15 protein-coding genes are annotated in these 14,172 nt (G+C 60.1%); 9 read left to right on the top strand and 6 right to left on the bottom strand.

What is annotated here, in order from left to right:
- Positions 1 to 17 precede the first annotated feature (17 nt).
- Positions 18 to 599 carry an FMN reductase gene (msuE, locus tag AC54AG_RS18360; protein ID WP_496631196.1) on the bottom strand — a complete coding sequence of 194 codons (582 nt, stop codon included), beginning with the start codon at positions 597 to 599 and terminating at the stop codon, positions 18 to 20.
- Positions 600 to 726: 127 nt separating this feature from the next.
- Between msuE and AC54AG_RS18355 the strand changes: the two genes are divergently transcribed.
- Together AC54AG_RS18355 and AC54AG_RS18350 are read left to right on the top strand one after the other, a co-directional pair.
- A complete protein-coding gene (locus AC54AG_RS18355; RefSeq protein WP_331778184.1) occupies positions 727 to 1,608 on the top strand; it encodes a LysR family transcriptional regulator in 882 nt (293 codons plus the stop codon).
- Positions 1,609 to 1,621: 13 nt separating this feature from the next.
- Positions 1,622 to 2,488 (top strand): methylenetetrahydrofolate reductase, encoded by an 867-nt coding sequence (locus tag AC54AG_RS18350; RefSeq protein WP_331778293.1) that lies wholly within the window; start codon positions 1,622 to 1,624, stop codon positions 2,486 to 2,488.
- A 67-nt stretch (positions 2,489 to 2,555) separates the two neighbouring features.
- Here the strand turns inward: AC54AG_RS18350 and glmS are convergent, their stop codons facing one another.
- Entirely contained in the window at positions 2,556 to 4,385 is a 1,830-nt protein-coding gene (gene glmS / locus AC54AG_RS18345; RefSeq protein WP_331778185.1) for a glutamine--fructose-6-phosphate transaminase (isomerizing), read from the bottom strand.
- 161 nt (positions 4,386 to 4,546) lie between these two features.
- On the opposite strand from glmS, the gene AC54AG_RS18340 reads away from it, so the two are divergent.
- Positions 4,547 to 5,020, top strand: a complete 474-nt coding sequence (locus AC54AG_RS18340; protein WP_331778186.1) for an Lrp/AsnC family transcriptional regulator — start codon at positions 4,547 to 4,549, stop codon at positions 5,018 to 5,020.
- Between the two features lie 652 nt (positions 5,021 to 5,672).
- Here AC54AG_RS18340 and glmU read toward each other — a convergent pair.
- Entirely contained in the window at positions 5,673 to 7,049 is a 1,377-nt protein-coding gene (gene glmU / locus AC54AG_RS18335) for a bifunctional UDP-N-acetylglucosamine diphosphorylase/glucosamine-1-phosphate N-acetyltransferase GlmU (RefSeq protein WP_496631193.1), read from the bottom strand.
- Between the two features lie 26 nt (positions 7,050 to 7,075).
- Between glmU and AC54AG_RS18330 the strand changes: the two genes are divergently transcribed.
- From AC54AG_RS18330 to AC54AG_RS18310, 5 genes are all read left to right on the top strand, one after another.
- A complete protein-coding gene (locus AC54AG_RS18330; protein WP_496631192.1) occupies positions 7,076 to 7,972 on the top strand; it encodes a DUF6279 family lipoprotein in 897 nt (298 codons plus the stop codon).
- Positions 7,973 to 8,041: 69 nt separating this feature from the next.
- Positions 8,042 to 8,701, top strand: coding sequence for a 16S rRNA (guanine(966)-N(2))-methyltransferase RsmD (gene rsmD, locus AC54AG_RS18325; RefSeq protein WP_139248451.1), 660 nt, complete (start codon positions 8,042 to 8,044; stop codon positions 8,699 to 8,701).
- Positions 8,702 to 8,813: 112 nt separating this feature from the next.
- Complete coding sequence (gene coaD, locus AC54AG_RS18320) at positions 8,814 to 9,311, top strand: pantetheine-phosphate adenylyltransferase (RefSeq protein WP_034752633.1); 498 nt, start codon at positions 8,814 to 8,816, stop codon at positions 9,309 to 9,311.
- A 14-nt stretch (positions 9,312 to 9,325) separates the two neighbouring features.
- A complete protein-coding gene (locus AC54AG_RS18315; protein WP_070303217.1) occupies positions 9,326 to 9,589 on the top strand; it encodes a YfhL family 4Fe-4S dicluster ferredoxin in 264 nt (87 codons plus the stop codon).
- A 112-nt stretch (positions 9,590 to 9,701) separates the two neighbouring features.
- A complete protein-coding gene (locus AC54AG_RS18310; RefSeq protein WP_070303218.1) occupies positions 9,702 to 10,298 on the top strand; it encodes a chalcone isomerase family protein in 597 nt (198 codons plus the stop codon).
- A gap of 60 nt (positions 10,299 to 10,358) precedes the next feature.
- On the opposite strand, the gene AC54AG_RS18305 is transcribed toward AC54AG_RS18310, so the two are convergent.
- On the bottom strand, positions 10,359 to 10,664 hold the full coding sequence (locus tag AC54AG_RS18305) for a hypothetical protein (protein WP_034752641.1): 306 nt from the start codon (positions 10,662 to 10,664) through the stop codon (positions 10,359 to 10,361).
- Positions 10,665 to 10,870: 206 nt separating this feature from the next.
- Between AC54AG_RS18305 and AC54AG_RS18300 the strand changes: the two genes are divergently transcribed.
- Positions 10,871 to 11,851 (top strand): LysR family transcriptional regulator, encoded by a 981-nt coding sequence (locus tag AC54AG_RS18300; protein ID WP_034752642.1) that lies wholly within the window; start codon positions 10,871 to 10,873, stop codon positions 11,849 to 11,851.
- A 51-nt stretch (positions 11,852 to 11,902) separates the two neighbouring features.
- Here the strand turns inward: AC54AG_RS18300 and AC54AG_RS18295 are convergent, their stop codons facing one another.
- The gene (locus tag AC54AG_RS18295) at positions 11,903 to 13,462 is read right to left on the bottom strand and encodes a methyl-accepting chemotaxis protein (RefSeq protein ID WP_485880837.1); all 1,560 of its coding nucleotides are present in this window, start codon (positions 13,460 to 13,462) and stop codon (positions 11,903 to 11,905) included.
- A 203-nt stretch (positions 13,463 to 13,665) separates the two neighbouring features.
- The gene (locus AC54AG_RS18290) at positions 13,666 to 14,121 is read right to left on the bottom strand and encodes an Lrp/AsnC ligand binding domain-containing protein (protein WP_010393827.1); all 456 of its coding nucleotides are present in this window, start codon (positions 14,119 to 14,121) and stop codon (positions 13,666 to 13,668) included.
- Between the last annotated feature and the right edge of the window lie 51 nt (positions 14,122 to 14,172).

Below are 14,172 nucleotides of genomic sequence, written 5' to 3'. Positions count from 1 at the left end.
GACCGTGGTGATGCGTATCAGGCCGCGACCAGCTCTTCAGCGGTGGCGGATCTCGCATGGCGCGTCAAGCCGATCAAGGGCAATGCCCGTTGCACCGCCAAGGTGGCGCGCTGGATCAGGGCCTCGTCCTGCAGGCGGTAGTTGGTAAAGTCCTTGTCGGTCGCGTAGACGCCCAGCGGCAATGTGCGTGCCTGGAAAAAGCTGAACAGCGGCCGCAACTGGTGGTCGATCATCAGGGCATGGCGCTCGCTGCCGCCGGTGGCCGCCAGCAAGACGGGCTTGTCGATCAAGGCGTCCTGGTCAATGAAATCGAAGAAGTGCTTGAACAGGCCAGTGTACGAGCCGCGATAGACCGGTGTCGCCACCACCAGGATGTCCGCTTGCTCGACCGCCGCGAGTTCCCGCTCCACCGCCTCGGGCAGATGGGAGCGCCAGGTTGCGCCGGCCAGCTGCGGCGCGAGCTGCCCCAGTTCGACCAGGCGTTGTTCGCACAGCACTTCCTCAGCGATCAGGTCCATCAGGTGCTCGGTCAGGGCTGCTGCCTTGGAAGGGCGTTGCAGCCCGCCGGAAACGGCGACTAAGCGAAGTGGACGTGTCATGTTTGCTTTCAAATGGGTGATGCGGGCGGGCCGACAAATGCCAGCAGCAAGGGTAGGGATGATAACGGCGGGGATCGATGAAGTATAATGGTCTTATTTCATACATCCATGAATATGGCTCATTCCAATGCTTGAACGCATTCACCTCAGCATCGTCCAGCAAGTCGAAAAGCAAGGGTCCTTGACGGCCGCCGCAGGCGTGCTGAACCTGACCCAGTCGGCCTTGAGCCACAGCATGAAGAAGCTGGAGCAGCAACTGGGCACCGACGTCTGGCTGCGCGAAGGGCGCAACCTGCGCCTGACGCAGGCCGGCCAGTATTTGCTGGCGGTGGCGAACCGGGTGCTGCCGCAACTGGACCTGGCCGAAGAGCGCCTGGGCCAGTTCGCGCAGGGCGAGCGCGGCGCGCTGCGCATCGGCATGGAATGCCATCCTTGCTACCAGTGGCTGCTCAAGGTAGTGTCTCCCTATCTGGCCGCATGGCCCGACGTGGATGTGGACGTCAAGCAGAAGTTTCAGTTCGGCGGGATCGGCGCGCTGTTCGGCTACGAGATCGACTTGCTGGTCACGCCCGACCCGCTGTACAAGCCGGGGCTGGCATTCGAGCCCGTGTTCGACTACGAGCAGGTGCTCGTCGTGGCCAAGGGTCATGCCCTGGCGTCGGCAGCCTATGTGAAGCCCCAGCAGCTGACACAGGAAGTGCTGATCAGCTACCCCGTGGACATCGAGCGCCTGGACATCTACAACCAGTTCCTGTTGCCGGCCGGCGTCACGCCCAAGCGCCACAAAGCCATCGAAACGACCGACATCATGTTGCAGATGGTGGCCAGCGGCCGCGGCGTGGCCGCCCTGCCGCGCTGGCTGGTCGAGGAATACGCTACCAAGATGGACGTGGTGCCTGTGCGGCTGGGCCCGCGCGGCATCGCCAAGCAGATCTTCCTGGGGGCACGCGAGACGGACACCGCCATCGACTACGTCAAGGCCTTCATCGCCATGGCGCAAGGAAGCTAAGGTAAAACCCTTGATGCATCACGATATGCGCAAGCCGGTCAGCAACATCACGCACGCCTATTCGATGGAAGCCAGTACGAAGGACATTGCTGCTTTGAGCGCGGCGGCGCCCCGGATATTGCCCGGGTCCACCATTGCCATTCCCTACCTGGCTCGCGAGGATGACGACGCGCGGCTGGCCGCGGCGCGGGCTGTGCGCAGACTCGGCTTTGAGCCCATGCCGCACTTGTCAGCGCGCCGTATCGCTTCGCTCGCCGGCTTGGAGTCCTTCGTGCAGCGCGCGGCCGTTGAAGCAGGCGTCGAGCGCTGCTTCGTCATCGCTGGCGATCCACCCACACCGATGGGGCCGTTTGCCGACAGTGCCGCGCTGATCGACACAGGCGTTTTCGAGCGCGCGGGCATGAAGGTGATCGGCGTGGGTGGCCACCCGGAAGGCCATCCGGTGATGAGCAAGGCTGAACAGTGGGAGGTGCTTGAACGCAAGTGCCACAACATCGAGATGCGCGGCATGACGCCCTTGATCGTCACCCAGTTCGCCTTTGATGCCGACATCGTGTTGACGTGGCTGGAAGCGCTGCGCGCGCATGGCATCAACCATCCCGTGCGCGTGGGCGTACCAGGCCCCGCGAGCATCGCGGTGCTGGCGCGCTATGCCGCAGTATGCGGCGTGGGCGCCTGCGCATCGATGTGGTCCAAATACGGCGTCTCGATCGGCAAGCTGTTCGGCACGGCAGGCCCCGATCTGTTTGTAGATCGCCTGGCCGCCGGCCTGACAGCAGCACATGGCGAGGTCAGCCTGCATTTCTTTCCATTTGGCGGCATCGTACAGTCGGTGAAGTGGATAGAGCAATACCGTGCTCGTACCGACCCAGGCCTTTGAGCATCCTGTGCGACGACCGCCGCTCTGGTGACATTGCGCCACCAGAGCAATACACCATCGGCCCTGCTTACTCCACCGTCACCGACTTGGCCAGATTGCGTGGCTTGTCCACGTCCGTACCGCGTGCCAGCGCCGTGTGATACGCCAGCAATTGCAGCGCCACCACGTGCAGGATCGGCGACAAATCGCCGTAGTGCTCAGGCAGGCGGATGACGTGCAGGCCTTCGCCGGAGCTGATGCGCGAATCGACGTCGGCGAAGACGTACAGTTGGCCGCCGCGGGCGCGCACTTCCTGCATGTTCGATTTCAGCTTTTCGATCAGGGCGTCGTTTGGCGCGATGGTGACGACCGGCATTTCATTTGTCACCAGGGCCAGCGGGCCGTGCTTCAATTCGCCGGCTGGATACGCTTCGGCGTGAATGTACGAGATTTCCTTCAGTTTCAGCGCGCCTTCCAGGGCGATCGGGTAGTGCATGCCGCGACCGAGGAAGAGGGCGTTTTCCTTGCGCGCGAATTCTTCGGACCAGGCGATGATTTGCGGTTCCAGCGCCAGCACGGAAGCAATCGCGACGGGCAGGTGGCGCATGGCTTTCAGGTGCGCCGCTTCCTGCTCTTCGGAGAGGTGGCCATTGACTTGCGCCAAGCACAAGGTCAGCAGGAACAAGCCGGCCAGCTGCGTCGTGAACGCTTTGGTGGATGCCACGCCCACTTCCACGCCAGCGCGCGTGATGTAGGCCAAGGCGCATTCGCGCACCATGGCGCTGGTGGCCACGTTGCATATGGTCAAGGTGTGCAGCATGCCCAGGCTGCGCGCGTGTTTCAGGGCGGCCAGGGTGTCGGCCGTTTCGCCGCTTTGCGAAATGGTCACCACCAGTGTATTCGGATTCGGCACGCTGTCGCGGTAGCGGTATTCGCTGGCCACTTCCACGCTGACGGGTACCTTGGCGATCGACTCGATCCAATATTTCGCCGTCATGCCCGCGTACGAGCTGGTGCCGCAGGCCAGGATCAGCACGCGGTCGATCTGCTTGAAGATTTTATAGGCGCCGTCGCCGAACAGTTCCGGCATGATGCCCGTCACACCTTCCAAGGTGTCGCCGATGGCGCGCGGCTGCTCGAAGATTTCCTTCTGCATGTAGTGGCGGTACGGGCCCAGCTCGGCCGCGCCCGTGTGCGCATGCACGGTTTTCACTTCGCGCTCGACGGGTTTGCCATCGACGTCGACGATCCAGCAGCGCGACAGTTGCAGGTCGACCACGTCGCCTTCTTCCAGGTAAATGATCTGGTCCGTCGTGCCGGCCAGCGCCATGGCGTCGGACGCGACAAAGTTTTCACCATTGCCCAGGCCGACGATCAGGGGCGAACCCTGGCGCGCGGCGACCACGCGGTGTGGTTCGTCGCGGCAGAACACGGCAATCGCATACGCGCCATCAAGGCGTTTCACGGCTTGCTGCACGGTCTCGAACAGGTCGCCGTTATACATGTGCTCGACCAGGTGGGCAATCACTTCCGTGTCCGTCTGGCTCTGGAAGACGTAGCCGAGGGCCGTCAGTTCGGCGCGCAGTTCGTCGTGGTTTTCGATGATACCGTTATGCACCAGCGCCACGCGGGCGTTCTCTTCCGTTGGTGAGAAGTGCGGGTGGGCATTGAAGGAGACAGGGGCGCCGTGCGTGGCCCAGCGCGTATGGGCGATGCCCGTAAAACCGCTCAAGCCTTCTTCGGCGATCTGCTTTTCCAGCTCGGCCACGCGCGAGGTGGAGCGCGAGCGCTGCAAGCGGCCATCCGCATGCAGGGCGATGCCGCAGGAATCGTAGCCGCGGTATTCCAGGCGCTTCAAGCCTTCGACCAGGATGGGAGTGATATTACGTTGCGCTACTGCGCCGACGATGCCGCACATGGAAACCTCTGTCTAAAAATTCATCAATGCATGCATGCTAATGCAGAGCGCGTGAAATATGCTTTCTAAATCCGTGTATATTTGACTGAATATTTCACCTCTATTTTATGATGAAATATTATTTCATTTAAACTCGATATATTATCTAATTCATCAAGACCATGAGCGAAGACAACATTACCCTCGACGAAATCGATCATCGCATCCTGAACGCCTTGCAAATTGATGCATCGCAAACCAACAGTGAACTGGCGCGCTCGGTGCACGTCTCGGCGCCCACGTGTTTGCGGCGGGTCAAGCATTTACGGGAAAGCGGCGTCATCGAGCGGCAAGTGGCCATCGTCGCGCCGCAGCTGGTGGGCGCGCGCTTGACGGCCATCGTGGAAATCACGCTCGACGTACAGGCGGCGGAGCGCATGGCGGAATTCGAGCAGCTGGTGGCGCAGGAAGCGGCCGTGCTGCAATGCTACCGCGTCTCGCCCGGGCCCGACTTCGTGCTGATGGTGCAAGTGGCCGACATGCCCGCCTACCACGCGCTGGCGCACCGCCTGTTTGCCGCGCACGCGAATGTGCGCAACGTGAAAAGCTATTTTTCCACCTTTCGCAGCAAATTCGAGACGCGCATCGCGGTATGAAGCAAGCGGACAGAGAAGTTATCCCTGCTTATCCTTCGCTTTTCACGTGCTTATACACAAGTTTATCCACAGTATAAAAATCGCGGATTTTCACGGCTGCCACATCCGGCCTCGCAGGAGGCCGTTCAATAAATGTGTAGCTACTGCCGTGTAAAAACTTATCCCGGCTTATCCATCGCTTGTCCATGCTTTAAGCACAGGCTTTTGCACAGCTTTACCCACAGCCAGCATTGACGAATAACTCTTGAATATCCTTATAATACAATGACTTATAAGTTATCCATCACTTATCCGCAGATTGCACACAAGCTTATCCACAGTCCAGGCAAGCAAAAAACCAGCGATACTTTTTCAGCCTGCCCGGACTGGCTTGTACGCTGGAACGGCAAGCTGGGCCAGAAAACTTATCCCGTCTTTTCCACAGGTTCTTTACCGTTTATACGCAGCTTATACCGGGCTTATCCATCACTTGTCCGCATGCTTGTTCACATGCTTATCCACACACAACAATACGGAGAAAATACGGGATGGGAAAAATGGTCGGACTTATCCCGGGTTGTCAGCTAACTCTCCACAGGATTATCCACAGGCGTAAAAAAACGCCGTCAGCCCGGACAGGCTGACGGCGTCATGCGTACCGAGGGCGGTGCGCTTACTTCTTGATTTTCACGGGACGCGTCCAGCCGTCAATCGTGACCTGGCGCGCGCGCGAGACGGTCAGCTTGCCCGCTGGCGCATCTTTCGACAAGGTCGTGCCGGCGCCCAAGGTAGCGCCTTTGCCGACGGTGACGGGCGCGATCAGCTGGCTGTCGCTGCCAATGAAGGCGTCGTCTTCAATCACCGTGCGGAACTTGTTCACGCCATCGTAGTTGCAGGTAATCGTGCCGGCGCCGATGTTGACCTTCGAGCCGATGGTGGCGTCGCCGATGTAGGCCAGGTGATTCGCCTTGCTGTGCGCGGCGATCTGGCTGTTTTTCACCTCGACGAAGTTACCGATGTGCACGTCTTCCGCCAGGACCGTGCCCGGGCGCAGGCGCGCGTACGGGCCGATGATGGAAGCGGCGCCGACGATGGCGTCCTCGATATGGCAGAAGGGCTTGATGTGCGCGCCGGGCGCCACCGTGGCGTTGATGAAGACGTTGTTGGCGCCCACGCGCACGCCGTCGCCCAGTTCGACTCTGCCTTCAAATACGCAGCCGACGTCGATGGTGACATCGCGGCCGCAAATGAGTTCGCCGCGCACGTCGATGCGGGCCGGGTCAAACAGGGTCACACCACGCTCGAGCAGCGCTTGCGCGATATTGTTCTGGTGGATGCGTTCCAGCTGGGCCAGCTGCACCTTGCTGTTGACGCCCGCCACTTCCCACACGGCGGCAGGATGCGCCGAGGTGACGGCCACGCCGTCAGCGACTGCCTGGGCAACGATATCGGTCAGATAGTATTCCCCTTGCGCATTGTCATTCGACAAGGCCGACAACCATTGCTTCAGGGCCACGGTGGGCGCGACCATGATGCCGCTGTTGATTTCCTTGATGGCGCGCTCTGCTGGCGTGGCATCTTTTTCCTCGACGATGCGCACGATGGCGCCGTGCTCGCGCACGATGCGGCCCAGGCCGAAAGGATCGTCCTGTTCCACGGTCAAAATGGCCAGCTTATCGTTACCAGCCGCCTGCACCAGCTGCTGCAGGGAAGCGGCGCTGGTCAGCGGCACGTCGCCGTACAGGATCAGGGTCGGCACGCTGTCGTCCAGCAAAGGCAGCGCTTGCTGCACGGCATGGCCTGTGCCCAGCTGCTGCGCCTGCTCAGCGGCATCGATCTGCACGGCATGGTTCACCTTGTAGCCGTCGAGCAACTTCAGCACCGCTGCGCCCCCATGCCCGTAAATCACGCATAATCGGGACGGCGCCAGGCCGCGCGCCGTGTCGATGACGTGCGACAACAATGGCTTGCCCGCCAACGGGTGCAATACCTTGGGCAGTGCCGACTGCATGCGTTTGCCCATACCGGCAGCGAGAATGACAACGTTCATAGACCGTAATTTTATAAGTTAAGAATATGAAAAAGTTTAACACGCAGGCCCCGTTCTCCAGCCGCTTTCGTTACGCCGTGCTGGCCATGCTTTTCATTATCGTCGCAGGCTGCAGCGGCTTACGCCTGGCCTACAACAATGGCGATACCGTGCTGTACTGGTGGCTGAACGCGTATGTCGACCTGGACCGCGACCAGAAGGGCTGGGTGCGCGAGGATATCGACAAGCTGTTCGACTGGCACCGCAAGACGCAACTGAAGGATTACGTGGAAATCCTGCGCACGGGCCAGAAGCAGCTGCAAGGCAATATCACGCAGGCGGACCTGATGGCCGATTACAGCGAGATCAAGCAGCGCACCCAGGCGCTGCTGCTGAAAGCGGCGCCCGAGCTGGCCGACCTGGCGCGCTCGCTCAAGCCCGAGCAGATCGCACAGATGGAAAAGAAGTTCAAGTCGAACAACGATGATTACCGCAAGAAATATCTGAGCGGCGACCAGGAGAAGCGCCAGCAACTGCGCTACAAGAAGGCCATGGAGCAATTCGAACTGTGGTTCGGCAGCTTCAGCAGCGAGCAGGAAGCCATCATCCGCAAGGCGTCCGACGCGCGTCCGCTGAACAATGAGATCTGGCTCGATGAACGCATGCGGCGCCAGCAGAATGTGTTGAACCTGGTCAAGAAGGTCCACCAGGAAAAACTCGGCAAGGACGCCACAATGGGCTTGATCACGACCCTGATCAAGGACAGTTTCGAGCGCCTCGAACATTCGGAGCGCAAGGCCTTCTTCGATGCCTACGAAAGCAGCACGGCGCAGATGGTCTTGACGGTGATCAAGATCGCCACGCCGGCGCAAAAGACCCACGCCGTCAAGCGCATGCAGGGCTGGATCGACGATTTCAATTCCCTGGCCACGCAACCAAAATAGCGAGGCAGCGCCAGCAGGGGGGAGGGGGCCATATGCTATAGTGGCCGCCATCGAATTGAAGAAATCCCCATGCAAAAGAAGATTAAAAAACCCGCCAAAGTCCCCGTCCACCACGCGCCGCCACCGAACCAGGTGCGCATTATCGGCGGCCAGTGGAAACGCTCCGTGCTGCCTGTTTTGCAGGCACTCGGTTTGCGCCCGACACCGGACCGCGTGCGCGAAACCGTATTTAACTGGATCAATCACTTGCGCGACGGCGACTGGGCCAACGCCCAGGTGCTGGACCTGTTCGCCGGCAGCGGCGCGCTGGGCTTTGAAGCGGCCAGCCGCGGCGCCGCGTCCGTCACCATGGTCGACACGCACACGCCCGTGATCCGCCAGCTGGAAGAGAACAAGACGAAATTGCGCGCTGATAATGTCCAGCTGCTGCGCGGCGACGCCCTGCTGACGGCGCAGGGCCTGGCAGCGCGCGGCCAGCGCTTCGACCTGATCTTCCTCGATCCGCCTTACCAGCAGGATTTCCTCGCAAAAGTGCTGCCGCTGTGCGCCAATCTGCTCAAGGAAGGCGGCATGGTGTATGCCGAATCGGGCTTGCCGCTGGTCTTCGATGAAGCGAGCGCACTGGAAAAGCCGGAATGGATGGCGCCGTGGGAAGTCATCCGCGCCGACAAGGCGGGCACCGTTTATTATCATTTGCTAACTTACAACAAAGTGCCGGCAACTGCCTGAATCTGCCTATAAATGAGGCAAAAAGGTTCCCTGGCCCGAGGCGCAGCACCAAGGTGGTCACCAATTTCAGGCATAATGCGCGTCTATATTGGTGCATCGTCAGGGAGCCGCAATGGTTGTAGCCGTTTATCCAGGAACATTCGATCCGCTCACGCGTGGTCATGAAGATTTGGTGCGCCGCGCATCGGGTCTGTTTGACAAGCTGATCGTCGGTGTGGCCGACAGCAAGAACAAGCAACCGTTTTTCTCGCTCGACGAACGCCTGGAAATCGCCAACGAAGTGCTTGGCCACTATCCGAATGTGCAAGTGGAAAGCTTTTCCGGCTTGCTCAAGGATTTCGTGCGCAAGCACGAGGCGCGTGTCATCGTGCGCGGCTTGCGCGCCGTTTCCGACTTCGAATACGAATTCCAGATGGCGGGCATGAACCGCTACCTGTTGCCCGATGTCGAAACCATGTTCCTGACGCCGTCCGACCAGTACCAGTTCATTTCGGGCACCATCGTGCGCGAAATCGCGGCGCTGGGCGGCGACGTCTCCAAGTTTGTCTTCCCCTCGGTGAACCGCTGGCTGCAAAACAAGATTGCCGCCAACGCTGCCTCATCGCAATAAGTAAGAGTGAAATCATGGCATTACTGATCACCGACGAATGCATCAATTGCGACATTTGCGAGCCCGAGTGCCCGAATGACGCGATCTACATGGGCGCGGAAATCTACGAAATCGATCCTAACAAGTGCACCGAATGCGTGGGCCACTTTGACGAGCCGCAATGCCAGCAAGTGTGCCCCGTCAGCTGCATCCCCTTCAATCCCGCCTGGCGCGAAAGCCCGGAACAATTGATGGCCAAGTACGAACGCCTGCAGGCGGAACTGCCTGCCAAACCTTAAGCATTTCCCCCGCGCCACTTCTGGACCACTTCTGCGTGGCGCCAGCTTCTGCCAACTGTTCTACACTGTGTGCTGACTTATCCACAGCCCATGGTTTCCACGGAGGTAGAAGATGCAAATACGCACATCCCGTTTCGGCTGTTCCCTCACTGCCGCCTGCCTGTGCGCCTGCCTGGCACAAACGGCGCTTGCCGTCGAGGTGGGCGGCGTCAAGCTGGACGACACGGTACAGCTGGCCAGCCGCGAGTTGAAACTCAACGGCGCCGGCGTGCGCTACAAGGTCATCTTCAAGGTCTATACGATCGCGCTGTACCTGCCGGAAAAGAAAACCCAGCTGGCCGACATTTTGGCGCTGCCCGGACCGCGCCGCCTGGAAATCGTCATGCTGCGCGACATCACTTCCGACGAGCTGGGGCAAGCCTTCATGCAGGGCTTGAAGCGCAGTTCCGACCAGGCCGACCGCACGCGCCTGCTGAGCCAGACGATGCAGTTCGGCGCCATGTTCGAAATGGTACCGGGCCTGAAAAAGGGCGATATTCTCACCGTGGACTGGCTGCCGGAAGAGGGAACCTTGTGCAAACTGAACGGCAAGCAGGTGGGCGACATGGTGCCGGACCTGGCCTTTTACAATGCGCTGCTGAAAATCTGGATCGGCGCCCATCCGGCCGACACCTTGTTGCGCGCGCATTTGCTGGGCGATATGGCCTGAAGCACAACGCGGGCGTAAAAAAAGCCGGCGTATGCCGGCTTGTCATCTGCAACAGCGAGCTTATGCGCGCGTCGACAGGGCGCGCAATTCGGCGGCGTTGCTTGGCGACACGCCATCCATCTTGCCCAAAGTGCGCTTCAAGGCTTGCGCTTCGCGCATCTGCTGGCGCGCCAGACGCTCTTCGCGGCTCAGCTTGGGACGCACCACCAGCATCATGGCACGGGCGATCCCCACCAGCAAAGGCTTGAACAGCAGGGCGAACGCGCCCACGGCAACGATCACCAGCACGAGTTGCAGGGCGTTCAGCAGAGAAATCTCCAGCACGGGTGCGGATACTGCGTACAGGGCGGAGGCGAAGGTAGACATAGTGTTCCAGTGCATTATAGAATTTGCCAGTACTATAGTGCAGTGCAACATATAAATCTAATTCCATTTCTTGATACCAATTATATGAATCGTGAATGGAAAACTGTAATATTTTTTAACGAGTGAAAATATTCGCGCCCGGCGCGGTTTACACTCCTAAGTAATCAATTTTAAGTAATCAATTCAACTTTTATCTTGGGCTTTCCATGAGTTTTCTGACGCTGGATCTGAACTTGCTGCGTGTTTTCGACGCCGTCATGACGGAACAAAACCTGACGCGCGCAGCCGGCCACCTGGCGATGACGCAGCCGGCGGTATCGAACGCCATCAAACGCCTGCGCGAGAGCCTCGGTGACGAATTGCTGATCCGCACGGCGTATGGCGTGAAACCCACGCCCCGCGCCGAAGCACTGTGGCCATCCGTACGCTCGGCCCTGGCCAGCCTGGAAGCGGCCGTCACGCCGGAAACCTTCGACGTGTCGAAGACCCACGCCACTTTCCGCATGGCGATGGCCGATGCGACGGCCGCGTTCTGGCTGCCCTCGCTGATGCGCTCGATCGAACGGGAAGCACCGGGCGTCAACGTGCGCATGATGCCGCTGACGACGCGCGAACCGCGCCCCATGCTGCTACGCGGCGACATCGACCTGGCCGTGGGCTTCTTTCCCGGCGTGGCAGCGCAATTGTCGAGCGAAACGGGTTCGCCCATCCGCCACGAGCGCCTGTATTCCGGCAAGTATGTATGCGTGATGCGGCGCGGCCATCCGCTGGCCGACAAGGAATTGACTCTGGATAACTACTGCGCGGCCAACCATTTACTGGTCAGCTTTTCCGGCCGCGCACATGGTTTGATCGACGAAGCCCTGTCGCAGATCCACCGCGAACGACGCATCTTGTTGACGGTCAACCAGTTCTTCACGGCCGGGCGAGTGGTCGCCAATTCCGACCTGATCACGGTCTTGCCGCGCCATTTGATCGCCTCGACGGGCATGACGGAGTCCCTGCTGTACAAGGATTTGCCATTGACCTTGCCGGCCGTCCACCTGGACATGCTGTGGCACGAGCGCGACGCCCGCAGCCCCGCCCACAAATGGCTGCGTAATCATCTGGAAAGCATGAACACGCCCACCCTGCGCACGGCTACGGCGGCCGGCGGCGGCGTGGCGCCCAAGCCGCATATCGAGTAAGCGTCACCTGTACAAGAAAAAACGCCTGATGATTTCTCATCAGGCGTTTTGCTATGCATGATTGCTGGATCGGTAACCGATCCGGAAACCGCCCCAGTGCTTACCCTCGACGTGGATGGGCACGGACAAATCGTGCATGACCTCGCCCGTGTCGCGTTTATACGTCTGCAACAGGAAGGCCTTGGTGTTGCTGCCGCAGCGCTTGCCCGTGCGGTCGCTGAAGATGCGCTTGGTGCGGTTATTGACCATATCGGTGGCGTAGTCGCCCGTCAGCGGCTGGGAAAACTTCTTGTTGTGCGTCGGAAAATAGCCATTGTTGTCGACGGCGCCCGCATACGCCAAATGGGGCAGGGCGGCCAGCACGCCTTCCTGCAGGTCGGGCAGCACCTTGTCCGTAAACGCGTCGAACTTCGTGTTGTGCTTGGGCGGATTGGTGTTCGGAATCGGGCGGTAGTGGCGGTCGAACAGGGCTTCGCGCGTGATGCGGCCCGACGCGATCGCTTGCTCGAACAGTTTGCCCACGTCGCGCGCGGCGCGCTGGGCCGCCTCGCGGATCTCGTCGTGCGGCGTGGCCACGCTCGATTCACCGAGGGCGCCGGCGATCACTTCGGCCCGCTCGGCCAGGGCCATGGCCGATTGCGTGGCGCGCGGCAATTCGGCATTCGTCGACAGCATGCTGTCGCGGATTTGCAGGATGGCGTCGGCGATCACTTGCGTCGTATCGACGTGTTCGCGCGAGGCGCGGGCGATTTGCCCGATCTCGTCTTCCGATTCGCCCGACGATTGCTCGATATGGCTCAGCGAGGCATGCACGCTTTCCACGTTGCGCGCCGCTTCCGTCACACCGGCCGCCAGCGAACTCATGCCCCGTGCGGCCTTTTCCGACTGTTCATTGATTTCGCGCACCATCACGCTGATTTCATCGGAAGCTTCCTTGGTGCGCTGCGCCAATTGCCGCACTTCACCGGCCACCACGGCAAAACCGCGGCCATGTTCGCCGGCACGGGCCGCTTCGATGGCGGCGTTCAGCGCCAGCAAGTTGGTACGCGCGGAAATATCGGAAATGGCTTCCGTGAAGCCCGTGATGCGTTTGGATTTTTCCTGCAGGCTCAGCATCGTGCTGGACGCGCCTTGCGCTTCCTCGCGTGCCGTATTGATGCGGCGCAAGCCTTGGTCCACTTCGGCGCGCGCCGCCACGCTTTCCACGCGCACGCCGGCGGCCACCTTGGCGGCCCGCTCCGCATTGGCGGCGATCTTTTCCGTCATCGCGGCATTTTGTACGGAACTGTCGGCAATGTCGCTGGCCGTGCGGACATCAAGTTCCACCTTCTGTTTGACGGAATCGACAAAATACGAGGTTTCCGCCGCACCGATCATGATGGCATCGATGGCATTGCCCACCGTGTCGGCGAACTGGTGCAAGCCCGGTTCGCCGCGCGGACGGCCGGCAAACGCCAGCAGCGCGGCGCCGATAGCGGCGGCCACGCAGGCGATCAAATAAGGATGGTCGCCGCCCGACAGCAGCAGCAGATAGGCCAGGCAACAGGCAACGGCCATGGCCAGGATCGTGAATACAAAGAAACGCACCAGCTGATGCTGCAACTGCTTCATTTGTCCCCCGCTGCGCGAACCCGTCACGTCCCTGGAGGGACGTGCTGTAACCGTATGCGGATGGGCACGATTGCCCACCTTGCACCCTGAACACAACGTCTGCGCGTGTTTTCAGGCCGGCTACCGGATAGCAGAATTGTAGTTCTACCCTACAACATTTGTTCCGATAGCTCAATCAGAAAAACGGGACGGCTACACCAGGGTCACTTAATTGGCAATTTGGTGGTGTTTTTGACCTCTTCCATGACGGCATAAGTGTGGGTTTCCCGCACACCTTTCTGCAGCAAGGTCTTGCCCAGGAATTCGCGGTAGGCGGCCATGTCCTTGACGCGCGCCTTGACCAGGTAATCGAAACCGCCAGCGACCATGTGACATTCCAGTACCTCTGGAATGATTTGTACGCTATGCTTGAAGGCGTCGAACACTTCCGGTGTCGTGCGGTCAAGCACCACTTCGATGAACACCAGCAGCGACACGTCGAGCAGCTGCGGGTTCAACTGGGCCGTATAGCCCATGATGTAACCGGATTCGTGCAGCTTGCGCACGCGCTCCAGGCAGGCGGCAGGCGACAGGTTCACGCGCGCGGCCAGCTCCACATTGCTGATGCGTCCATCGCTCTGCAATTCCATCAGGATTTTCTTACTGATCTTGTCCAGCATTCCCATCACCCCCAAATTAATATTATTTGGTTAAATTGTCGCATCAAAAAC

It is taken from the genome of Janthinobacterium sp. BCJ23, assembly GCF_059617945.1.
The sequence above is the reverse complement of the archived record's forward strand: the minus strand, read 5'-3'. Positions and strand labels throughout refer to the sequence as shown.

Excerpts from the sequence above, each read along its gene's own strand:
- rsmD (WP_139248451.1), top strand. The coding sequence starts at position 8,042 with ATGCAAAAGAAGATTAAAAAACCCGCCAAAGTCCCCGTCCACCACGCG.
- AC54AG_RS18330 (WP_496631192.1), top strand. The coding sequence starts at position 7,076 with ATGAAAAAGTTTAACACGCAGGCCCCGTTCTCCAGCCGCTTTCGTTAC.
- AC54AG_RS18315 (WP_070303217.1), top strand. The coding sequence starts at position 9,326 with ATGGCATTACTGATCACCGACGAATGCATCAATTGCGACATTTGCGAG.
- AC54AG_RS18350 (WP_331778293.1), top strand. The coding sequence starts at position 1,622 with ATGCATCACGATATGCGCAAGCCGGTCAGCAACATCACGCACGCCTAT.
- AC54AG_RS18290 (WP_010393827.1), bottom strand. The coding sequence starts at position 14,121 with ATGCTGGACAAGATCAGTAAGAAAATCCTGATGGAATTGCAGAGCGAT.
- AC54AG_RS18300 (WP_034752642.1), top strand. The coding sequence starts at position 10,871 with ATGAGTTTTCTGACGCTGGATCTGAACTTGCTGCGTGTTTTCGACGCC.
- glmS (WP_331778185.1), bottom strand. The coding sequence starts at position 4,385 with ATGTGCGGCATCGTCGGCGCAGTAGCGCAACGTAATATCACTCCCATC.
- AC54AG_RS18295 (WP_485880837.1), bottom strand. The coding sequence starts at position 13,462 with ATGAAGCAGTTGCAGCATCAGCTGGTGCGTTTCTTTGTATTCACGATC.
- coaD (WP_034752633.1), top strand. The coding sequence starts at position 8,814 with ATGGTTGTAGCCGTTTATCCAGGAACATTCGATCCGCTCACGCGTGGT.
- glmU (WP_496631193.1), bottom strand. The coding sequence starts at position 7,049 with ATGAACGTTGTCATTCTCGCTGCCGGTATGGGCAAACGCATGCAGTCG.
- AC54AG_RS18355 (WP_331778184.1), top strand. The coding sequence starts at position 727 with ATGCTTGAACGCATTCACCTCAGCATCGTCCAGCAAGTCGAAAAGCAA.
- AC54AG_RS18340 (WP_331778186.1), top strand. The coding sequence starts at position 4,547 with ATGAGCGAAGACAACATTACCCTCGACGAAATCGATCATCGCATCCTG.
- AC54AG_RS18310 (WP_070303218.1), top strand. The coding sequence starts at position 9,702 with ATGCAAATACGCACATCCCGTTTCGGCTGTTCCCTCACTGCCGCCTGC.
- AC54AG_RS18305 (WP_034752641.1), bottom strand. The coding sequence starts at position 10,664 with ATGTCTACCTTCGCCTCCGCCCTGTACGCAGTATCCGCACCCGTGCTG.
- msuE (WP_496631196.1), bottom strand. The coding sequence starts at position 599 with ATGACACGTCCACTTCGCTTAGTCGCCGTTTCCGGCGGGCTGCAACGC.